The 17,356-nt window shown below is 61.8% G+C and carries 17 protein-coding genes; 3 read left to right on the top strand and 14 right to left on the bottom strand.

Annotated elements, in window-relative coordinates; translation table 11 throughout:
• Positions 1-84: 84 nt before the first annotated feature.
• Positions 85-1,626: a sensor histidine kinase gene (locus tag FHX06_RS28715; RefSeq protein WP_183881701.1), complete on the top strand. Its 1,542-nt coding sequence runs from the start codon at positions 85-87 to the stop codon at positions 1,624-1,626.
• Between the two features lie 85 nt (positions 1,627-1,711).
• Here the strand turns inward: FHX06_RS28715 and FHX06_RS28710 are convergent, their stop codons facing one another.
• The 9 genes from FHX06_RS28710 to FHX06_RS28670 form a co-directional block, all read right to left on the bottom strand.
• Positions 1,712-2,107 (bottom strand): hypothetical protein, encoded by a 396-nt coding sequence (locus tag FHX06_RS28710; RefSeq protein ID WP_113207855.1) that lies wholly within the window; start codon positions 2,105-2,107, stop codon positions 1,712-1,714.
• An 8-nt stretch (positions 2,108-2,115) separates the two neighbouring features.
• The gene (locus FHX06_RS28705; protein ID WP_113207927.1) at positions 2,116-2,985 is read right to left on the bottom strand and encodes a TIGR02587 family membrane protein; all 870 of its coding nucleotides are present in this window, start codon (positions 2,983-2,985) and stop codon (positions 2,116-2,118) included.
• A 111-nt stretch (positions 2,986-3,096) separates the two neighbouring features.
• Entirely contained in the window at positions 3,097-3,327 is a 231-nt protein-coding gene (locus FHX06_RS28700; RefSeq protein WP_112543730.1) for a DUF6894 family protein, read from the bottom strand.
• Positions 3,328-3,386: 59 nt separating this feature from the next.
• The gene (locus tag FHX06_RS28695) at positions 3,387-4,097 is read right to left on the bottom strand and encodes a Crp/Fnr family transcriptional regulator (RefSeq protein ID WP_112543729.1); all 711 of its coding nucleotides are present in this window, start codon (positions 4,095-4,097) and stop codon (positions 3,387-3,389) included.
• Between the two features lie 184 nt (positions 4,098-4,281).
• On the bottom strand, positions 4,282-6,516 hold the full coding sequence (gene glgB, locus FHX06_RS28690; RefSeq protein WP_183881699.1) for a 1,4-alpha-glucan branching protein GlgB: 2,235 nt from the start codon (positions 6,514-6,516) through the stop codon (positions 4,282-4,284).
• Positions 6,513-9,806, bottom strand: a complete 3,294-nt coding sequence (treS, locus tag FHX06_RS28685; RefSeq protein ID WP_112543727.1) for a maltose alpha-D-glucosyltransferase — start codon at positions 9,804-9,806, stop codon at positions 6,513-6,515. The genes glgB and treS overlap by 4 nt, the downstream gene beginning before the upstream one ends.
• 1 nt (position 9,807) lies before the next feature.
• Complete coding sequence (locus FHX06_RS28680; RefSeq protein WP_183881697.1) at positions 9,808-13,014, bottom strand: maltotransferase domain-containing protein; 3,207 nt, start codon at positions 13,012-13,014, stop codon at positions 9,808-9,810.
• A 158-nt stretch (positions 13,015-13,172) separates the two neighbouring features.
• A complete protein-coding gene (locus FHX06_RS28675; RefSeq protein WP_183881695.1) occupies positions 13,173-13,580 on the bottom strand; it encodes a response regulator in 408 nt (135 codons plus the stop codon).
• 122 nt (positions 13,581-13,702) lie between these two features.
• A complete protein-coding gene (locus tag FHX06_RS28670; protein WP_183849145.1) occupies positions 13,703-13,987 on the bottom strand; it encodes a hypothetical protein in 285 nt (94 codons plus the stop codon).
• 210 nt (positions 13,988-14,197) lie between these two features.
• On the opposite strand from FHX06_RS28670, the gene FHX06_RS28665 reads away from it, so the two are divergent.
• A complete protein-coding gene (locus FHX06_RS28665) occupies positions 14,198-14,479 on the top strand; it encodes a hypothetical protein (RefSeq protein ID WP_183849147.1) in 282 nt (93 codons plus the stop codon).
• Positions 14,480-14,496: 17 nt separating this feature from the next.
• On the opposite strand, the gene FHX06_RS28660 is transcribed toward FHX06_RS28665, so the two are convergent.
• Positions 14,497-14,874: a response regulator gene (locus FHX06_RS28660; RefSeq protein WP_112543722.1), complete on the bottom strand. Its 378-nt coding sequence runs from the start codon at positions 14,872-14,874 to the stop codon at positions 14,497-14,499.
• Between the two features lie 187 nt (positions 14,875-15,061).
• Here FHX06_RS28660 and FHX06_RS28655 point away from each other — a divergent pair, with 187 nt between their 5' ends.
• Entirely contained in the window at positions 15,062-15,259 is a 198-nt protein-coding gene (locus tag FHX06_RS28655; protein WP_183849149.1) for a hypothetical protein, read from the top strand.
• Positions 15,260-15,290: 31 nt separating this feature from the next.
• Here the strand turns inward: FHX06_RS28655 and FHX06_RS28650 are convergent, their stop codons facing one another.
• The 4 genes from FHX06_RS28650 to FHX06_RS28635 all read right to left on the bottom strand — a co-directional run bounded on the left by FHX06_RS28650 (position 15,291) and on the right by FHX06_RS28635 (position 17,244).
• Positions 15,291-16,151, bottom strand: a complete 861-nt coding sequence (locus tag FHX06_RS28650) for an alpha/beta fold hydrolase (RefSeq protein ID WP_183849152.1) — start codon at positions 16,149-16,151, stop codon at positions 15,291-15,293.
• A complete protein-coding gene (locus tag FHX06_RS28645) occupies positions 16,151-16,432 on the bottom strand; it encodes a hypothetical protein (protein WP_183849154.1) in 282 nt (93 codons plus the stop codon). The genes FHX06_RS28650 and FHX06_RS28645 overlap by 1 nt, the downstream gene beginning before the upstream one ends.
• A 77-nt stretch (positions 16,433-16,509) precedes the next feature.
• Positions 16,510-16,773 carry a DUF6894 family protein gene (locus FHX06_RS28640; RefSeq protein ID WP_183849156.1) on the bottom strand — a complete coding sequence of 88 codons (264 nt, stop codon included), beginning with the start codon at positions 16,771-16,773 and terminating at the stop codon, positions 16,510-16,512.
• A 105-nt stretch (positions 16,774-16,878) separates the two neighbouring features.
• Positions 16,879-17,244, bottom strand: a complete 366-nt coding sequence (locus FHX06_RS28635) for a VOC family protein (protein WP_112543719.1) — start codon at positions 17,242-17,244, stop codon at positions 16,879-16,881.
• Positions 17,245-17,356 lie beyond the last annotated feature (112 nt).

The following is a 17,356-nucleotide window of genomic DNA, read 5'->3' as shown; positions in this document are numbered from 1 at the left end:
GCCCGAAGGACTCCTACCGTACTGATCCTTGACACCGATAGCCTGCTATCCGACAGTCCGATTGTGTCGGATCATGAGGGTCGCATGGACCTGACCAGAGGCTTTACGATTGTCGGCAGGGCTGCCATCGCCGCAATCGTGTGCCTGTTTGCCGCCTTTTGCGTCGTTTTGGCTGTTTGGCTGCATTCGAGCTATTCCTCCGCGGTCCGGCGCGGCGAGGAACAGGTCGTTGCGACTGCAAAGATCGTCGCGGCAAACGCAGTCTGGATTAACTCTTTGGCGCGTCAGACCCTCGATCGCATGGACAATGCCTTCGGCTCGGCGATCGACCCCGACGATCGCGACCTGTCGAGGCGGCTGAACCAGGCGACTGCAGCACTTCCGACGAACGCCACCGCCTATGTGATTGCCTCCGACGGCACGCTCATCTATTCGACCGACCGAGAGGGGTCGCCTGCCGATATCCTCGATCAGACCTATTTCCGCCGGCTCGCCAACGGGGCGGACGCCTATACGTCGGCAATGACGCAGATGGGCAATACCGGACGACGCATATTTCTTTCGGCCGCCCGCATCGAGCGTGATCACAGGTTTCTGGGCGTGGCGGTGCTTGCCTTCGACATCGGCATGCTGCGTTCCATCTGGGACGCCTCGCCGCTTGGCCCCGGCTCGACCGTCAGTTTCTTCCGGCGTGACGGCAAGCTGATCGCGCGTCACCCCGAGCCGCCGGACATGGTCGATCTCGGCAACTATGTGCTGTTTACAAACTACATGCGAAAGGCGACGTCGGGCACCTATCTATCGACTTCGCCGGTCGACCAGGTCAAGCGCCTGGTGGCCTATCGCATCGTTGAGCGTACGCCCTTCGTCGCGATCGCTTCGGCCGATATCGGCCTGATCCTGAAACCGTTCTGGAACGATGTCGCGATCGCGCTCCTCGTTACGGCGCTCGTATCGGCCGCCACTGTTGCTGCGGGACTGAAAATCCTGAGTCTCGCGCGCACGGATGCCCGCCATACGGCCGAGCTTGCCGAAGCGCTGCGAACGAACCAGGTCCTGATGCGCGAGATCCACCACCGCGTGAAGAACAATCTGCAGACCGTGATGGGGCTCATACGACTGCAGGGGCTGAAGCCTGAAACGGTCCAGAGGTTGAACGACAGGATCCTCGCCATGGCGGCTGTGCACGAGCAGATGTACGGCTTCGATCAGTTCGACAGCGTCAACGCCCGCCAGCTCGTGCCGACCCTTTCGCGCACGCTGGTCGGGCTGCACGAGCAAGCTGTCGATCTCGTCTTCGAACTTGACGATATCAAGATCGATGCCGAAAAGGCGACGCCCTTTACGCTTCTGCTGAACGAGTTGCTGACAAACAGCATGAAATACGCTTTTGCCGGCAGGAAGCAGGCACTGATCCGGATCCGCCTCCTGCGGCAGCCAGACGACACCGTGCTTTTTGAACTTTCCGATGACGGGATCGGCTACGATCCGGCGGCTGCAAGATCGGGCATGGGCAGCCGGCTGATCAAGGCCCTGGTTGCTGAAATGGGTGGATCTTTTACCATTGCGCGTGTCGACGGTACGGTGTTCACGGCGCAGCTGGCGCTGGCGCGAGCGCTGGCCTGAAGAAGCGCGACCGGTGAACCCGCCGGTTCCTCCGGATTGCGGATCTTGGACGTGGGACCCTTTCTGCTGCCATTGTGGCGTCTTCTTAGGGATCCATGTAGCCGGCCGGCCGGATCGTCACGTCGGCATCGGTGACGTCGGTCGAAAAGATCAGGGCGCCTGTGGTGCGCGAGCGGCCTGGCACATAGTCGAAGGTGGTCTCGGCAACTTCGGCGCTACCGTCGGGCTTCCTCGCCTCGCCATGGACGAGGACCGAGGCGGCTGTCCTGTCGGCATGGTTCCTGATCTCGAAGCGCACCTGGTGGTCTGCCGTGGGAGCATCGATCCTTTTGACGGTCAGGCGGGGCGGCAGGCTTGAATAGCTGGCTGCCTGATAGGCCACAGACGCAATCAGGGCGGCGACGAGCACCGTGCTCGTCAACCCGACAACCCATTCGACGGGATGGGATCTGTTTCTGGCCTTGTTCGGTTTATCGCTCACACGCACCCTCACAATATCAGCCGCGCGGCAGCCGCGCCAATGGAACAGGGCAGGCCGAGGACGATGACGGTCGCAAGCACCGGCCAGGGGGAAGAATCGCCGAACTGCTCGAAGGTCCACAGCGCGTAGGCGCTGACGAGAAGGGCGATGACATATCCGGGCAACGTGAAACGGATGACCATATGCCAGGCGGCGACATCCTCGCCGATCTCGTGCCCGCCCTTGAACGAGACGGCATAGACGAAGCCATGCATCACGATCAGAGACATGACCAGGACTGCAAGGACATGCGATGGCGTCATCTTGTAGGAGAGCAGGATCATCTCCTCTGTCGGGGCGACATTCAGCCCGAGAAACAGCGCCCCGATCGCCATCAGGAACATCTCGCGCGCGTAGTCGCGCGGACCATTTTGCACCGGATCCTCGTCGTCCTCGTCATCTTCGTCGCTGTCGCCGTTCAGCTGGCTGCGGGCAAGCAGCGCGCCGATGCTGGCCGGGACGGCCTGCACGGCGATCTTTCCGACGATCTCGATGAAGGGTTGATCAAATTGCAGGACGCCGACTGCAGCAAGGATAGTTGCAGAAGAGACAATGCCGATCGCGTAGGCGATTGCCGCATCGCGCAAAGCGTCGCCCCATGTGTAGGTGGCTTCGAAGCCTACCTCGTTCGACAGGAGGACCAGAAGCGGGATGTTGACGATCAGCAAGAGCAGCAGCCGGCCTCGATCCATGGAAAAGCCAAGCTCCCACATTTCCATCGTCATGAACATCGGCAAGGCAAAGATCAATGCCCCGGCAAAGCCGCGGCCAAGGCCGGCGGCAAATCGCCAACCGTCGAAGTCAAAATTCCTGGTCTGCTGCGCGCGCTGGTCCATCATCGGCCTGAAATTAGGAGGTCGCTGTTGCTTTGCCAGTGCGCGAAGGATTGCAACCAGGCCAGGATGATCCAATTTGGCTCGGGCCGGCTGCGGGTGCGGCAGCATAGCAGCTCATGACGGCAGGGCATCCTTGAAACGAACGACGGCAGCCAGCGCGCCGGCGACATCGACGATCTCGAAAGCCTGCCCGTCGAGCTCCTGGCCGGACCTCAGGCGTTCCGCCATGAGTTCTCGCGCATGGGCCTTGGCCTCCTCGATGGCGATCGCCAGACTGGCGCAATCACTCCCGTCGGGATCCAGGATCAGGTCCTTGCCGTCACGAATGTTGAAATAATATCGCATGCGTCACCATCAAATACTGTCTGTTGCTTCCTGCGCGCTCATGCCGTCGTCTGCTTGCTTCAGCGGCCTCCGATGAGCCGTTCGAATTCCTCCTCCGGAACCCCGTAGGAGCCGGCTGCGAATTTTTCGAGGCCGGCGCGGTTGAGGACGACGATCGATCCGCGCACCGAACGGATCAGACGATGTCCTTCCAGGACGTGAAGCGAGGTGGTGACGCCGGGTCTGCGGGCTCCGAGCATCAAGGCAATATAGTCATGGGTGATCGCCATCTCGTCGCTGCGAAGGCGATCGTGACACATCAGGATCCAGCGCGCGAGGCGCTGATCGAGCAGATAGCGGATATTGGCGAGTGCGGTATAGGCAACCTGCGTGGCAAAGACATGCATGTATTTGATGAGCGGCACCTGGAAAGAGGTACTCTGCATGGTCGCCTGACGCATCGCCTCGATCGGCACCCGGTACCCGGAGCCGGCGACGTTGATCTCGACCCTGTAGGGAACTTCGTCGTCACCGACGATGGTGGCCGTCGGTACGAAGCCCTCCCAGCCGAACATTCCTGCTTCGGCGGTCTGGCCGTTGGCGGAGACCGTCATCACCGCACCGATACCCGTTTCGAGAAAATAGACGTGATCGAGCTTCTTGCGCGGCTCGGCGATGCAGAATTGCGCCGGCAGATCGACCCGCTCCAGGTGCGGGGCCAGGAGCGCGAAGTCCTGCGGCTCGAGCGCGGTCAACATGCGGTTCGAAATCTGTGTCTGACTTGGCGCCATATGCCTCTCCCACACTGCCTGACGAGCTTCGGCAATTGTACCCATTGAACTATCGTTGCAGCTTCTGGTTCCGCATGCCGAAGAGATCCAGCATCGGCTTTCCCATCAAGGCTGAAGCGTCAACGCTGGAAAACCCGATGCCTCAGGCGGCCCGCAGCCGCAACGACGGTGTTCCCGGGCCTGTTCAACCAGGCGCCTGGCCCCCGGGGGTCTCCTCATGCAGAAAGATCATCGTCGACAGTCCCGGTAGATCAAGGCGGACCGACTGGTTGCGCCCGTGTGCGCCGATCTCTTCGCTGTGGCGGTCGCCGCTGTCCGTGCCGGTGCCCGCATAGATCGATGCATCCGTATCGAGGATCTTTCGCCAATGGCCGGCAAAGGGGACGCCGAGCCGGTAATCCATGCGGGCAACCGGCGTGAAGTTCGACACGACGAGGGCTGTCTGGCGGCGCTCGCGGTCATAGCGCAGCATGGCAAGAACCGAATTATGGGCGTCGTCGGCGACGGCCCATTCGAAACCGGAGGGCTCGCTGTCGCCATAGTGCAGGCAGGCGAAATGGCCGTAGATGCGGTTGAGGTCGCGCACCAGCCGTTGCAGGCCGGCATGGATCGGGTCATCGATCAGATCCCATTCTACCGACGCGTCGTGGCTCCATTCCGATATCTGGCCGAGCTCACATCCCATGAAGATGAGCTTCTTGCCGGGATGGCCCCACATGAAACCGAAGAGCGCGCGCAGATTGGCCATTTTCTGCCAGGCGTCGCCCGGCATCTTGGCGAGCAGCGATCCTTTGCCGTGAACGACCTCGTCGTGGGAAAATGGAAGGATGAAATGCTCGCTATAGGCATAGATCATCCCGAATGTCATCGAGCCATGGTGATATTGGCGATAGACGGGATCGTCAGACATGTAATGAAGCGTGTCATGCATCCAGCCCATGTTCCATTTCATGTCGAAGCCGAGCCCGCCTTCCTCCGGCGAGCGGGTAATGTTTGGAAAGGCCGTCGATTCCTCCGCTATCATCAGCGCATGCGGAAATCGTTCGTGCACGATGCTGTTGAGATGCTTGAAGAACTCGATCGCCTCGAGGTTTTCGCGCCCGCCGTAACGATTGGGAATCCATTGACCCTCGGCCCGGCTATAGTCGCGGTAGAGCATGGAGGCGACCGCATCCACGCGCAGTCCGTCGATGTGATAGTGCTCGAGCCACTCCAGGGCGCTCGCGATCAGGAAGCCTTTGACCTCGTTGCGGCCGAGATTGTAGATCAGCGTGTTCCAGTCCTGGTGGAAACCTTCGCGCGGATCTTCATGCTCGTAAAGGGCGGTTCCGTCGAACCGTGCCAGTCCCCAAGCGTCGGTCGGAAAATGCGCCGGGACCCAGTCGAGAATGACGCCGATCCCGGCGCCATGGCAGCGGTCGACAAAATAGGCAAAATCTTCCGGGGTGCCGTGGCGGCCGGTCGGCGCAAACAGGCCAAGTGGTTGATAGCCCCAGGACCCGCCGAAGGGGTGCTCCATGATCGGCAGGAGCTCAATATGGGTGAAGCCCATGTCGCGCACATAGGGAACGAGCCGCTGCGACAGCTCGACCCAGTTCAGCATGCGCGCGCCATCGCCCATGTCACGCAGCCAAGAGCCGGCATGCACCTCGTAGACGCTGATCGCCTCGGCTTGTTTGTCGACGGCGCGCCGTCCCTCCATCCAGGCCGCGTCGGACCAGTCGAAGGGATCGGTGGAGGCGACCACGGAGGCCGTCGATGGTGCCGGCTCGGCCGCCCTTGCCACCGGATCGGCCTTCTGAGGCAGAAGATTGCCGTGCTGATCGAGGATTTCGAACTTGTAGCGCTCGCCGACGGTCAAATGCGGGATGAAGATTTCCCAGACCCCGGCCTGGGGCCGCAATCGCATCGGATTGCGCCGACCATCCCAGCTGTTGAAGTCGCCGACCACGGAGACGCGCTTGGCATTCGGCGCCCATACGGCAAAACGCACGCCTGCAATATCGTCGATCGTCATCGGATTGGCGCCGAGCGCGCGTGTCAGGTTGTAATGCGTGCCTTCGCCGACGAGGTGGAGATCGAGGTCGCCGAGCAAGGGGCCGAACCTGTAGGGGTCGTCGGTCAGCTGGACCGCGTCGGGCCAGCGCACCCGCAGACCGTAGGAAGAAGGCTCCGGGACGATTGCGCCAAACAGGCCGGCCGGATGGACGAGCTCGGCAGACGCCAGATGCAGACCGGTCTCGCGCGCAACGAGCTCGACGGAGGACGCGCCGGGCAGGAACAGCCGGACACTATAGCGGCCGTCCGCGCACCGATGCGGGCCAAGGATTGAAAACGGATCGCCATGGCGTCCCTCGATGAGGGCCTGGACCGCATCCGGCTCCACACCGAAGAAGATGTCGGCGAAGTCTGTCGTCATGAGCGGCTCTCCGAGAGGCGGGTCAGGATATTGGCAAAACCGTTCAGCGGGATCGGCAGCCATTTGGGACGATTGCGCGCTTCGTAGGCGATCTCGTAGGCAGCCTTCTCAAGCAGGAAAATGTCGAGGACCTTCCTGATGTCGCCGGCCGAGCTGGGCAGGTCCGCAGACAGCGACAGTGCCTCGCTATAGGCCTTGAGAAAGACCTCTTCGGCTGTCGCGCCGAAGCGGGTGATGACTTCGCGCCGGCGGGTGTCGTGATGATCGGAGATCGCGTCATTTTCGAGCATGGCGGTCGCCGTCAGGTAATCGAGCGAACGCAAGAGCCCGGCCGCATCGCGCAGCGGACTGGTCTTGGCCCGCCGTTCGGCAAGATTGCGGGCAGGTTCTCCTTCGAAATCGATGATGACGGCGTCGCCTTCCGTCACCAGGATCTGGCCGAGATGGAAATCGCCGTGCGCGCGGGTGAGCAAGGTTCCCCTCGCTCCCTCGGCAAGCGTGCCTGCCTGCGCGACGATTGCCTCCTGTTGTTCAAGAAGCGATGCGACCCTTGCCGCCATGCCCTCGTCCACCTCCGCGCCAAGATCGGCAAGCTTGGAGAAGGCATAGGCGATTTCGCCGGTAACGGATTTGCGAATGGTTTCGACATCTGCCGCACCTGCCCGGCGCGGTGAAAAGGCCTCGTCTTCTGATGGCTGGGCAAGCAGGACATGGAGTTCGCCCAGACGCTCCCCGACCATGGAAACGAAATTGAGCAGCGGTTGCAGCTCCTCGTCAGCGGCCTCGACGGGGGCTTCCGTCATGACGATCTCATCGGCGACACGCCTGAGATTGGAAAGCATCCAGTTCCAGGCGTCCCCCTGGTTGCGGATGGCGCCCTGGACGATGATCAGGGTCGAACGCCGGCCCTCGCCATCGGTGCGTACCACCTCGCCCAGCAATGGCGCGGTATGCTGATAGCCGTGCTGCGTCAGATAGCGGGTCATTTCGACTTCGGGATGAATGCCGATGAATATGTGCCGGATAAGCTTGATCATCGCCGCGTCGCCGACGATCAGCGAGCTGTTGGATTGCTCTGCCGAGAGCCAGTGGATCGGCATGTCGTCGGATAGAGCCAGGCCGTCGAGCTGGTCGGTGCCGATGAACTCGATCTGGCCCGTGCGGCCGCTGACGACCGAGCGGTCGCGCAGGCCGCGCAGGATGCCGCGCGCCATTGTCTCGACGGCAAAACCATCGGTGAGGAAGCCGACGCGGCGCCCCTGCCTGATGCGCGCAAGCGACAGCTGCTGGCCGAGCACGTTCGGCGGCGTGTCGTCCCATTCGGCGGCAAGCGGCAGCTGGTAGCTTTCGACATGGTCGGGAAGGACCGCCTCGAGCTCGCCAAGAACGACCCCTTCGGCAAAGGGTATGGGTGTCGCAGATATCAGGCGGGCTTCCTGAAGCGGCTGATCCTTGGCGCCGAACCAGCGCCGCTTCGACAGGTAGGCCGGCAGGATGTCGCGGCTGAGCATGGAAGCATGCTGGGGCTGTTCGACGAGTTCGCTCAGGCTGCGCCGCACGACGACCGTCACGAAGTCGGCCAGCTGCTCGGGCGGCGCCGTGCGCCACGCCGGACCGTCGGCTTCCTTGTTGAGCTGGAACCAGAAGAAGCCATAGGGCGGCAGGGTCAGGAGATAAGTGAGCTGGCCGATCGGCGGAAAGGGCGACATGCCGGTGAGTTCGATCGGAATGCGGCCTTCGAAGGCCGACAGATCGAGTTCGACGGCCTGGGGAAGGCGCGACAGGTTGGCAACGCACAATAGGACCTCGTCGCCGTGCTCGCGCAGGTAAGCAAGGATGCGGCGGTTGCTTGGCGCCAGAAAGCGCAGCGAACCGCGCCCGAAGGCGCTGTGCCGGCCGCGAAGCGCCAGCATGCGCCGTGTCCAGTTCAACAGCGAATGGGCATCGGCGACCTGGGCCTCGACGTTGAGCGCTTCGAAACCGTAGAGCGGATCGGCGACCGGCGGCAGGACGAGGCGGGCCGGGTCTGCCCGCGAAAAGCCGCCATTGCGGTCGGGCGACCATTGCATGGGCGTGCGCACCCCGTCCCGGTCGCCAAGATAGATGTTGTCGCCCATGCCGATCTCGTCGCCGTAATAGACGACAGGCGTGCCGGGCATCGACAGGAGCAGGCCGTTCATCAGTTCGATGCGCCGCCGGTCGCGCTCCATCAGTGGCGCCAGGCGCCGGCGGATGCCGAGATTGATCCGCGCCCGCTTGTCGGAGGCGTAGGTTTCCCAGAGATAGTCGCGCTCGGCGTCAGTCACCATTTCGAGCGTCAGCTCGTCATGGTTTCTCAGGAAGATCGCCCATTGGCAGGTGTCGGGAATGTCTGGCGTCTGACGCATGATGTCGGTGATCGGGAAACGGTCCTCCTTGGCGATGGCCATGTACATGCGCGGCATCAGCGGGAAGTGGAAGGCCATGTGGCATTCGTCGCCGTCACCGAAATATTCGCGCGTATCCTCCGGCCATTGATTGGCCTCGGCAAGCAGCATGACGCCCGGATGGGTGGCATCGAGGGCAGCACGGATCTGCTTGAGGATCGCGTGGGTCTCCGGCAGGTTCTCGTTGTTGGTGCCCTCACGTTCGACGAGATAGGGAATCGCATCGAGCCTGAAGCCGTCAATGCCGGTTTCCAGCCAGAAGCGCATGATGTCGATGAGCTCCTCCATCACCTTCGGATTGTCGAAGTTGAGATCGGGCTGGTGGGAATAGAAGCGGTGCCAGTAATAGGCGCCGGCGACGGCATCGAAGGTCCAGTTCGACTTTTCGGTGTCGAGGAAGATGATACGGGTCTCCGGGAACTTCTGGTCATTGTCGGACCAGACGTAGAAATCGCGCTCGGGGCTACCGGCAGGGGCCTGGCGGGCGCGCTGGAACCAGGGATGCTGGTCGGACGTGTGGTTGATGACGAGCTCGATGATCACCTTGATATTGCGCTCGTGGGCGGCTGCGACGAACCTGCGGAAATCCTCGATGGTGCCGTAATCCGGGCTGACGCTGCGATAGTCGGCAATGTCGTAGCCGTCGTCGCGGCGCGGCGATGGAAAGAAGGGCAGAAGCCAGATTGCGGTGACGCCGAGCGCGGCAATATGGTCGAGCTTCTGGTAGAGGCCTTCGAAATCGCCGATGCCGTCGCCATTGGCGTCATAGAAGGACTTGATGTGCAGTTGATAGATGATCGCGTCCTTGTACCAGAGCAGGTCCTCGGCGATCGTCTTCTTGTCTTCGATGAAGGCTATGTCCATTTCAGGTCTCTCCTGCCCTGACCCGCCATATGGCGAATGGCAAAGAGGCCGGGTCCAGCCTGATCGTCTGCCACTTTCCGCTGCGCTTGAAATTCTGGCCGCTGACGAGGTCTTCGAAGGCGAGCGTCGCGCCGTCGCCGAGGCCGAACCGCCAGAGCGGAAACTCGACGTTGCTTTCCTCGATCCCGTGCGGATTGAGATTGACGGCGATCAGCAAGACGTTATGACGCCCGCTGTCGGCTTTTTCGAAGAACATGACGTTCCTGTTCGACGAGGGCAGAAGCGTCAGCCCGAGATGCGAATGCAAGGCGGCGTTGTCCCTGCGGATGCGGTTGAGCATGGCGATTTCCGCCTTGATATTGCCCGGGCGATCGTAGTCCCAGGCGCGGATCTCGTATTTTTCGCTGTCGGCATATTCCTTGCGCTTGGCGTCAGGCCGTCCCTCGCAAAGCTCGAAACCGTTATAGACGCCCCAGAGGCCCGACAGGGTGGCTGCGAGCGCGGCGCGGATGAGATAGGCCGGGCGCGGCGCGTTCTGCAGGAAATCCGGGTTTATGTCATGGGTGTTGACGAAGAAATGCGGCCGGAAGAATTCGCGCGCCTCGCTCGTGGTGAGTTCGCTCATATACTGTTCGAGCTCCCAGCGCTCGTTGCGCCAGGTAAAATACGTGTAGGATTGCGAAAAGCCGATCTTGGCAAGTCGGTACATGACCTTGGGCCGCGTGAAGGCCTCCGACAGGAAAACGACGTCGGGACGGCGCGCGCGAATGTCGCCGATCAGCCACTCCCAGAATGGAAAAGGTTTGGTGTGAGGATTGTCGACACGAAACAGCCGCACGCCCTCTTCGACCCACATCTCGACGATATCGCGCAGTTCGACCCATAGGTCCGGTATCGCATCCTTGGCGTAGAAGTCGACATTGACGATGTCTTCGTATTTCTTCGGCGGGTTTTCGGCATAGCGGATGGTGCCGTCCGGCCGCCAGTCGAACCAGCCGGGATGTTCTTTCAACCAGGGATGATCGGGAGAGGCCTGGATTGCCAGATCGAGCGCGATCTCCAGACCTGCCTTTCGCGCCTCCTCGACCAGATGCTCGAAATCGTCGAACTCACCGAGCTCGGGATGAATGGCGTCATGGCCGCCGGCTTCCGAACCGATGGCGTAGGGACTGCCCGGATCGCCCGGTGCCGCGCTCAGCGAATTGTTGCGGCCCTTGCGGTTGGTGCGGCCGATCGGATGGATGGGCGGGAAATAGAGGACGTCGAACCCCATGTCGCGAATGGCCGGCAGACGTGCGATCACATCCTCGAACGTGCCGTGACGATTGGGGTCTCCGCTCTGTGAACGCGGGAAGATCTGGTACCAGCTCGCAAATCCTGCCTCGCGCCGCTCCGATTCGACGCCATAGGTGCCGCTGCGCGTGGCAAACGGGCGCCGGTCGGCGCGGGCCATGAGTTCGGCGGTGCGCGGCGCCAGCAGGATGTCGAGCTTGGACATGCCTTCCCGGCGCTCCAGTTCGGCAACAAGCGCGTCGAGCTCCGCCCGCTCCTCAGCAATCATCGCGGCGGCCGGATCGGCTGCGCCAGCGCGGATCAGTGCCTCGCCTTCGATCAATTCCAGACGCAGGTCGAGCCTGGCTTCATGTTTCTTGACCAGTTCGTAGCGAAATATCGCGAAAGGATTTTTCCACGCCTCGACGCAGAACTCGAAGCGGCCGACCCGATCGAGCACGAAGCTTGCCTGCCATCGATCGTTTTCGGCAAGCGTCATGCGTTCCTGGCGCCATTCGACCTCGCCACGCGGACGGTGGAGAAGGGCTGCCGCCAGAAGGTCATGCCCATCGGCAAAGATGTCGGCTTCGACGACCATCGTATCGCCGACGATGCGCTTGACAGGGAAGCGACCCTCGTCGACCTGCGGGGCAATCTTTTCGATGGCGATGCGCGCTGACCTCGTCGCCTCCGCAAGCGGCAGATCTCCCTGCTCTGCCGTGACGGAGGCGCGCGCCCGCGTTGGTATCAGGCGTACCTCGCCCGGCTCCAGGCGCTGGCCGGAGGCGCCAGGGTCAACCGGCACGAATGGAGAAACGGCGCGATTGAGGATCGTTTCGGGAAGCAATGCCGATCGACGAAGGTCCCTGTTGACGGCGATCAGTCTCACCGTGGCGGCGGTGCGAAGATCAGCCGCATCGGCCTGCGACAGGATGCTCACCTGGCTCGTGGTATCGCAATTGACGAGCTGCATCGCCTGGCTGCTACGGACCGCCATCAGTTCACGCAGTGCGCTCGTCAGGTCGAAGGCGCCTTCGGCTCTTAGCCTGCGCAGCCCCTCGCCGTGCCCATGCGTTGGATCGAGCGGCAGCCCGGCACCGAATTCGAATCCCATCGGCACGAGGAGACCATCGCCGATTTCCGCCGCCAGTCGCAGCGCCCGGCGCGAGCGACGCTCGCGGATCTCCCTGCTCTCGGTGCCATGCGCAAGCCGTCTGGCAAAGGGGGCCTCGGGAAAGGCGATCTGCGGTGCGAGCCCATGCTGCAGCCGGTACTCCTCGATAAACCAGCTTTCGCGCAAGTCCCACCAGGCAAGCGAGGTGAAGGTGGCGTCGAACCCGCACTCCCGCAAGCCATTTCGCAGCCCAAAGTCGGTCCCGGGCGTATAGGCAAGAAAACGCGTTGCCGCATTTGCGGCCCTTGCTCCTGCGATCAGCTGCTGCCATTGACCGGCCGCGAGCCTGTCGAGGCCGATAACCCGGTAGCCGCTGATTCCAGCAGCAGCCAGACGTAAAAGCCGCGCCTGCGATGCCTCGACATCGCCGGATGGGGGCGACCCAACGAGCGGCATAAGAGGCGACCGTCTCGGATCAAGAGATAGCAGGCGGGCATCGTCGTTTGCGACGCCTGCGCCGATCGCAAGGTCGAGCATGAAGCTGATCCCACGGCTTTCAGCCTCTGTGGCCAACCCGGCAAGCGCCTCTTCAGCTCCCCCCTCAAGGCCGAGCGCCGGGTCGAGAGCGTCATAATCAACGGTTGAGAACAGGCTCTCTGCCATCCTTCGAAAAGGAGGGGCCGTCAGGACGGTGTCGAAGCCGAGGAAGGCCGCGTGATCGAAGACCTCCAGCCAGCGATCCCGGCCAGACAATAAAAGCGGGTTGACATAGTAGATCCGCGAAACGTGAAGGGAAGCGGTCGAAGGGGATGCTGTCGTCATCACTCGGTCTGTCTCCGCGCGTCCGGTCCATGAACGATGTTTGAAGGTTGCGGAGATGAACCTTCAAGCGCTTTACTTGTTCCCTGGCGCCGCCTCAGATGATGCGCGTGGGCCAAGCACCGGGGCCGGAATGAAAGGCGGCGCCACGCGCCGGCGCGTCAAAGGGTGCGGCAGCGCGCCGACGAAAGAGCAGGCCGCAAGCCTGTCTTTTGCCCGCCTTGTTCAAGACGTTCGCTTAGCCTTCGAGCAAGCGCTGCAAAATCATAAGGCTTTGCAAGAAAGGCGGCGCCTTCGAGGGCGGAGACGTCGATCACGCGTCCAGAGGTCACGATGAGCGGGACAGAAGGCCTGGTCTTTCTGACGAGGGCGGCAAGATCGAGGCCGCTCAGGCCACCCGGCATGTCGACATCGGTCACGACCGCGGCAATATCGTCATGCCTGGCGAGTGCTGCCACGGCCTCGAGCACATTCCCACAGTCGACCACCACGTGACCCGCGTCGATCAACGCGTCGGCAAGTGAAAAACGGATCAGTGTTTCATCTTCGACGATCAGGACCTTTGCCATTCCCGCACCTTTCTGTTCAGTCAGGAAGGGAACGCCTGTTGTCCCAAATCGATACAGCCGCCCGCTGTTCGTCTCCTTTTATGGTGAAGAGAGGGTTAACAGCCGGAGGCAGCGCTTGGTCTTCACCGCGTGGCGCCGAGGATCCATGCCACCACGGCAGTCATGGCGACAGCTGCGATTGGGTTCTTCTTGATGAAGCCGCGCGCGCCCTCGACAAAGGTTTCGCGCTCGGCAGCGTCGCTTTTTTGCGGCGCGCCGGCCACCGACGTAATTGAGTGCGATACCGGATCGGAGGCTGGAAACGTATCCTCCAGCGCCTGGTCGAGCTCGCCCTTGGCTTCCCGCTCCTGCCTGTTGGCCTTGTCGAGTTCATAAGCTTGAACGGCGGGTGATTTGGATTGGCTCATGTCTTTCTCCATCTGTTGGCCGCTTAACGCCGGCAATCCGTCGAAGTTCCGGGTGTCATGGACAGCCTTCGTCGGCCGGCGGCTTGGTGGATACAGGCGACAAGGCCACTGGCACGGCGATGCCTGCCCTTTGCCGGCGCCTTGAGGAGAATGTGTGGAACGGTGCGCGCCAAGCCGCGTTCATCGATCAACTGATCAGGAGGATTGACCATGACATTCACGACCTATGTTGCATCGCCGACCTTTTGGCCCGACGCAGCTTCGCGCAAAACAAACTTGAAGCAATGTCTTGATGTTGCCCGCCGGCGTCTCGACGAGACCTGCGGGGCGAGCGAGACCGAAAAGAACGCCGCGCTTGTCGCCTCCGCCGTTTCTGCCGGGTGGGAGGAAAACGAAGTCAGGGATCTCCTGCAGGGGTCGTCTTTGGGTTTTGCGCCAGAGCTTGGTCAGCAGCCAAGGCCGATCGGCCTGGTCCCCTCCTCTTCGCTATGAGGAGCGTAGAGCCTTCGTCAATCAGAGTAGCCATAGACGAGCGTCCGGATCAGAGCGACAAGCTGGCGGATCTCATAAGGCTTTGCGATGTAACGAACGGCCCCGGGCAAATCGCCGGGCCGTAAGGGGCGGTCTCCCGACATCAGCACGACTTTCTTGTCTGGCCACGTCCGGACAACTGCTCTGGAAAGAGCAAAACCGTCGATCGCTCCCGGCATCCTGATGTCGGAGACCACGACATCGATATCTTTGTCTTCGTTCAGGTGCTTGAGTGCATCTGCGCCATTCATCGCCTCGATCGTTGTAAAACCTGCGTCCTGAAGCTCTGTCGACAATGCCATGCGTACCATGATCTCGTCATCGACGATCAGGACGACAACGCGTTGCTCGTGCATATCGCCTCCCTGCAGTTGAACAGGACATGGCGCCCAAGTCACGACTTTCCATGGCGCTTGTCTGCATGGCTGCCCTGACCTTGATGCGCGGCTGTCGATCCGTCACCCGGACGTGCCGATTGCCGGAACCATTCGGGCTGGAGGAAAGTTATGCCGGTCCAAAGATCGACGCGAACGGAGACAGGCGATGGGTCAAGACAGGCAAGCGCGCGAGGCGGTGGAACAGGCTCGGTCGGACCTCGACAAGCTCGACAAGCCAACTGAAGGCGCGCTGCCCGCTGCCGGGCCGCATGCGAAGAAGGCGCTGACAGACGAGGCGAAGACGCCGGGAAGTGGAGCACTGCCCGAAAATGACGACAAATCCGTCATGCCGGGATCCGGTTGAGACCAGCGACCTGGGTCGCGTCGCGGCGATCTCAGGCGATGAAATCGGCAATCGCGCGTGCCAAAGCTGCCGGATTTTCCTCGGCGACATGATGGCCGCTGTCGATTCCAAACCCATGCACGTGGCGTGCCCAACGGCGCCAGATGGCAACCGGATTTCCGTAGATCTGTTCAAGGTCGTCCCTGAGCGACCACAGACATAGGGTCGGTGCTTCCACCAGACGGTTACTGTCGCGGTCCTGGCGCTCATGCACGTGGTCGATGCGAAGACCGGCTCGATAATCCTCGATCATGCCATGGACGACCGCCGGGTCGCAGAGGGCAGCGACCAGGTCTTGGTATGCGGCGGGTCCCATGCGATCGGGAACGACCTGATCGTACCATGCAAGTGGATCAGCGTTGATGGCGCGTTCCGGCTTGTCGGGCTGCGCAAAGAAGAACCAGTGATACCAATCCCTGGCAAAGCACCAGTCGGCACGCTCCAGATGTTCGAGCACCGGCAGCCCGTCGATGATGATGAGCTTGCTGACGGCGTCTTGATGATCGAGTGCCATCCGGAAGGCCGTCAGGCTGCCGCGGTCATGGCCGGCGACCACGAAGCGTTCGTGGCCAAGCCTGTTCATCATGTCGACAAGCGCTTCGGCCTTGGCTTTCTTTGAGGAGAAACGGCTTTCAGGTGCATCGGCAGGCAGGTAGGAGCGCCCAAAACCCGGCAGGTCCGGGCAGACGAGCCTGACGGAGGGAGCAAGCAGGTCCGCCACGCCGCCCCATGTCATGTGGGTGCGCGGATGACCATGCAGCAGCAACAGCACCGTATCACCCGATCCCCCGTGCCTGACGCGGATCGACCCGTATCGCGTTTGCACGAAATCCAGCGCGAAGCCGTCAAACATCACGTCAGCCTGCCGATCTGCGCTGCATAGTCGGAAAAAGTGAAGCGTTCGCCCCGTTCGTGCGCCTGGTTGGCAAGACGCAGAAGGTGGATCGGAAACAGGATCGCGTTCTGGTTGGCCTCCGACAGATGGTGACTGTCATCGCCTTCGACAGCGTCTCTTGCCTGCGCCAGGGCCGCGTCTATTGCCTCGTGGCTGAGCAGTTGCTTTTCGGCAAGCGCCTGGCACAGCGCTGCAAGAGCCATCACCATGCCTTCCAATTGAAGATTTGCTGTATTCACGGGAACTCCTGTCCGATAACGGGTCCTGTGCGGGGCGGGCTTGTCCGTCACAATGGCGGCCGACCGTCACTGCCAGATCAGGCCCCGTCAGCCGATCTCGCCTGCGCCATCTTGGGAATTTCCTCGAGCAGCAGCCGGAATTCCGCGATCGGAACCCTGTCTTCGTCGAAAAGCTCGACCGAGATCATGTTGAGCGGAGCTTCCGGCAGGCCCTCGCACGCCATTTCGGCAAGCGCCAGCCGTGCCTCCTTCTTGGCTTCTTCGAGGCTTGGAAACTCATGGGCAAGTTCGGTCGGTTCCGGGCTCGTACGGTCGATGACCTGAAAGAAGAATTTCGGCATGTGCACCTCCTTGCCCGAAAACATCAAGCCGGTCTCTTTGTTCCCGCAAAGGGCAGCCGAGGAGATTTGGCTTCAGAGAACGAGAGGCCCGGTGCCGGAAAGGATCTAGCGCCGATGGAAGACGGCTTCGATATTGTTGCCGTCCGGGTCGAGCACGAAGGCTGCATAATAGCCGGGATGGTAGTCGCGATAGCCGGGCGCGCCATGGTCTGTTCCACCCGCATCGAGGGCTGCTGCGTAAAACCGGTCCACCTCCTGCTGGTCGGCGGCCCGAAACGCAAAATGGACCCTGGAGACCTGTCCGTCGGCCGTGTCAACCCACAATGGATCGCAGGCAAAATGCCTGTCGCTGTGCGAGGTGAACGTCCGGCCAAGGGCAGCAAGCGCCGCACGATAGAAACGACGACTGGCCTCAAGGTCGGCCACGCGCAGATGAAGGTGGTCGATCAGTTCGCTATGCGGATCGGTCATGGTTGTAGCTCCGTTGGGACGAGATTGTGGACATGTCCCGGATCGTGACGGCGTCAATAGCGTGGGGCCGGCGCATGTTCCTGCCCTTGCGCGCAACCGGGCGACAAATTCC

It is taken from the genome of Rhizobium sp. BK512, assembly GCF_014194915.1.
GTDB lineage: Bacteria > Pseudomonadota > Alphaproteobacteria > Rhizobiales > Rhizobiaceae > Rhizobium.
The sequence above is the reverse complement of the archived record's forward strand: the minus strand, read 5'-3'. Positions and strand labels throughout refer to the sequence as shown.

Coding starts and splice junctions, on each gene's coding strand:
- FHX06_RS28715 (WP_183881701.1), top strand. CDS start 85: ATGGACCTGACCAGAGGCTTTACGATTGTCGGCAGGGCTGCCATCGCC.
- FHX06_RS28705 (WP_113207927.1), bottom strand. CDS start 2,985: ATGATGGACCAGCGCGCGCAGCAGACCAGGAATTTTGACTTCGACGGT.
- FHX06_RS28700 (WP_112543730.1), bottom strand. CDS start 3,327: ATGCGATATTATTTCAACATTCGTGACGGCAAGGACCTGATCCTGGAT.
- FHX06_RS28695 (WP_112543729.1), bottom strand. CDS start 4,097: ATGGCGCCAAGTCAGACACAGATTTCGAACCGCATGTTGACCGCGCTC.
- glgB (WP_183881699.1), bottom strand. CDS start 6,516: ATGACGACAGACTTCGCCGACATCTTCTTCGGTGTGGAGCCGGATGCG.
- treS (WP_112543727.1), bottom strand. CDS start 9,806: ATGGACATAGCCTTCATCGAAGACAAGAAGACGATCGCCGAGGACCTG.
- FHX06_RS28680 (WP_183881697.1), bottom strand. CDS start 13,014: ATGACGACAGCATCCCCTTCGACCGCTTCCCTTCACGTTTCGCGGATC.
- FHX06_RS28675 (WP_183881695.1), bottom strand. CDS start 13,580: ATGGCAAAGGTCCTGATCGTCGAAGATGAAACACTGATCCGTTTTTCA.
- FHX06_RS28670 (WP_183849145.1), bottom strand. CDS start 13,987: ATGAGCCAATCCAAATCACCCGCCGTTCAAGCTTATGAACTCGACAAG.
- FHX06_RS28665 (WP_183849147.1), top strand. CDS start 14,198: ATGACATTCACGACCTATGTTGCATCGCCGACCTTTTGGCCCGACGCA.
- FHX06_RS28660 (WP_112543722.1), bottom strand. CDS start 14,874: ATGCACGAGCAACGCGTTGTCGTCCTGATCGTCGATGACGAGATCATG.
- FHX06_RS28655 (WP_183849149.1), top strand. CDS start 15,062: ATGGGTCAAGACAGGCAAGCGCGCGAGGCGGTGGAACAGGCTCGGTCG.
- FHX06_RS28650 (WP_183849152.1), bottom strand. CDS start 16,151: ATGTTTGACGGCTTCGCGCTGGATTTCGTGCAAACGCGATACGGGTCG.
- FHX06_RS28640 (WP_183849156.1), bottom strand. CDS start 16,773: ATGCCGAAATTCTTCTTTCAGGTCATCGACCGTACGAGCCCGGAACCG.
- FHX06_RS28635 (WP_112543719.1), bottom strand. CDS start 17,244: ATGACCGATCCGCATAGCGAACTGATCGACCACCTTCATCTGCGCGTG.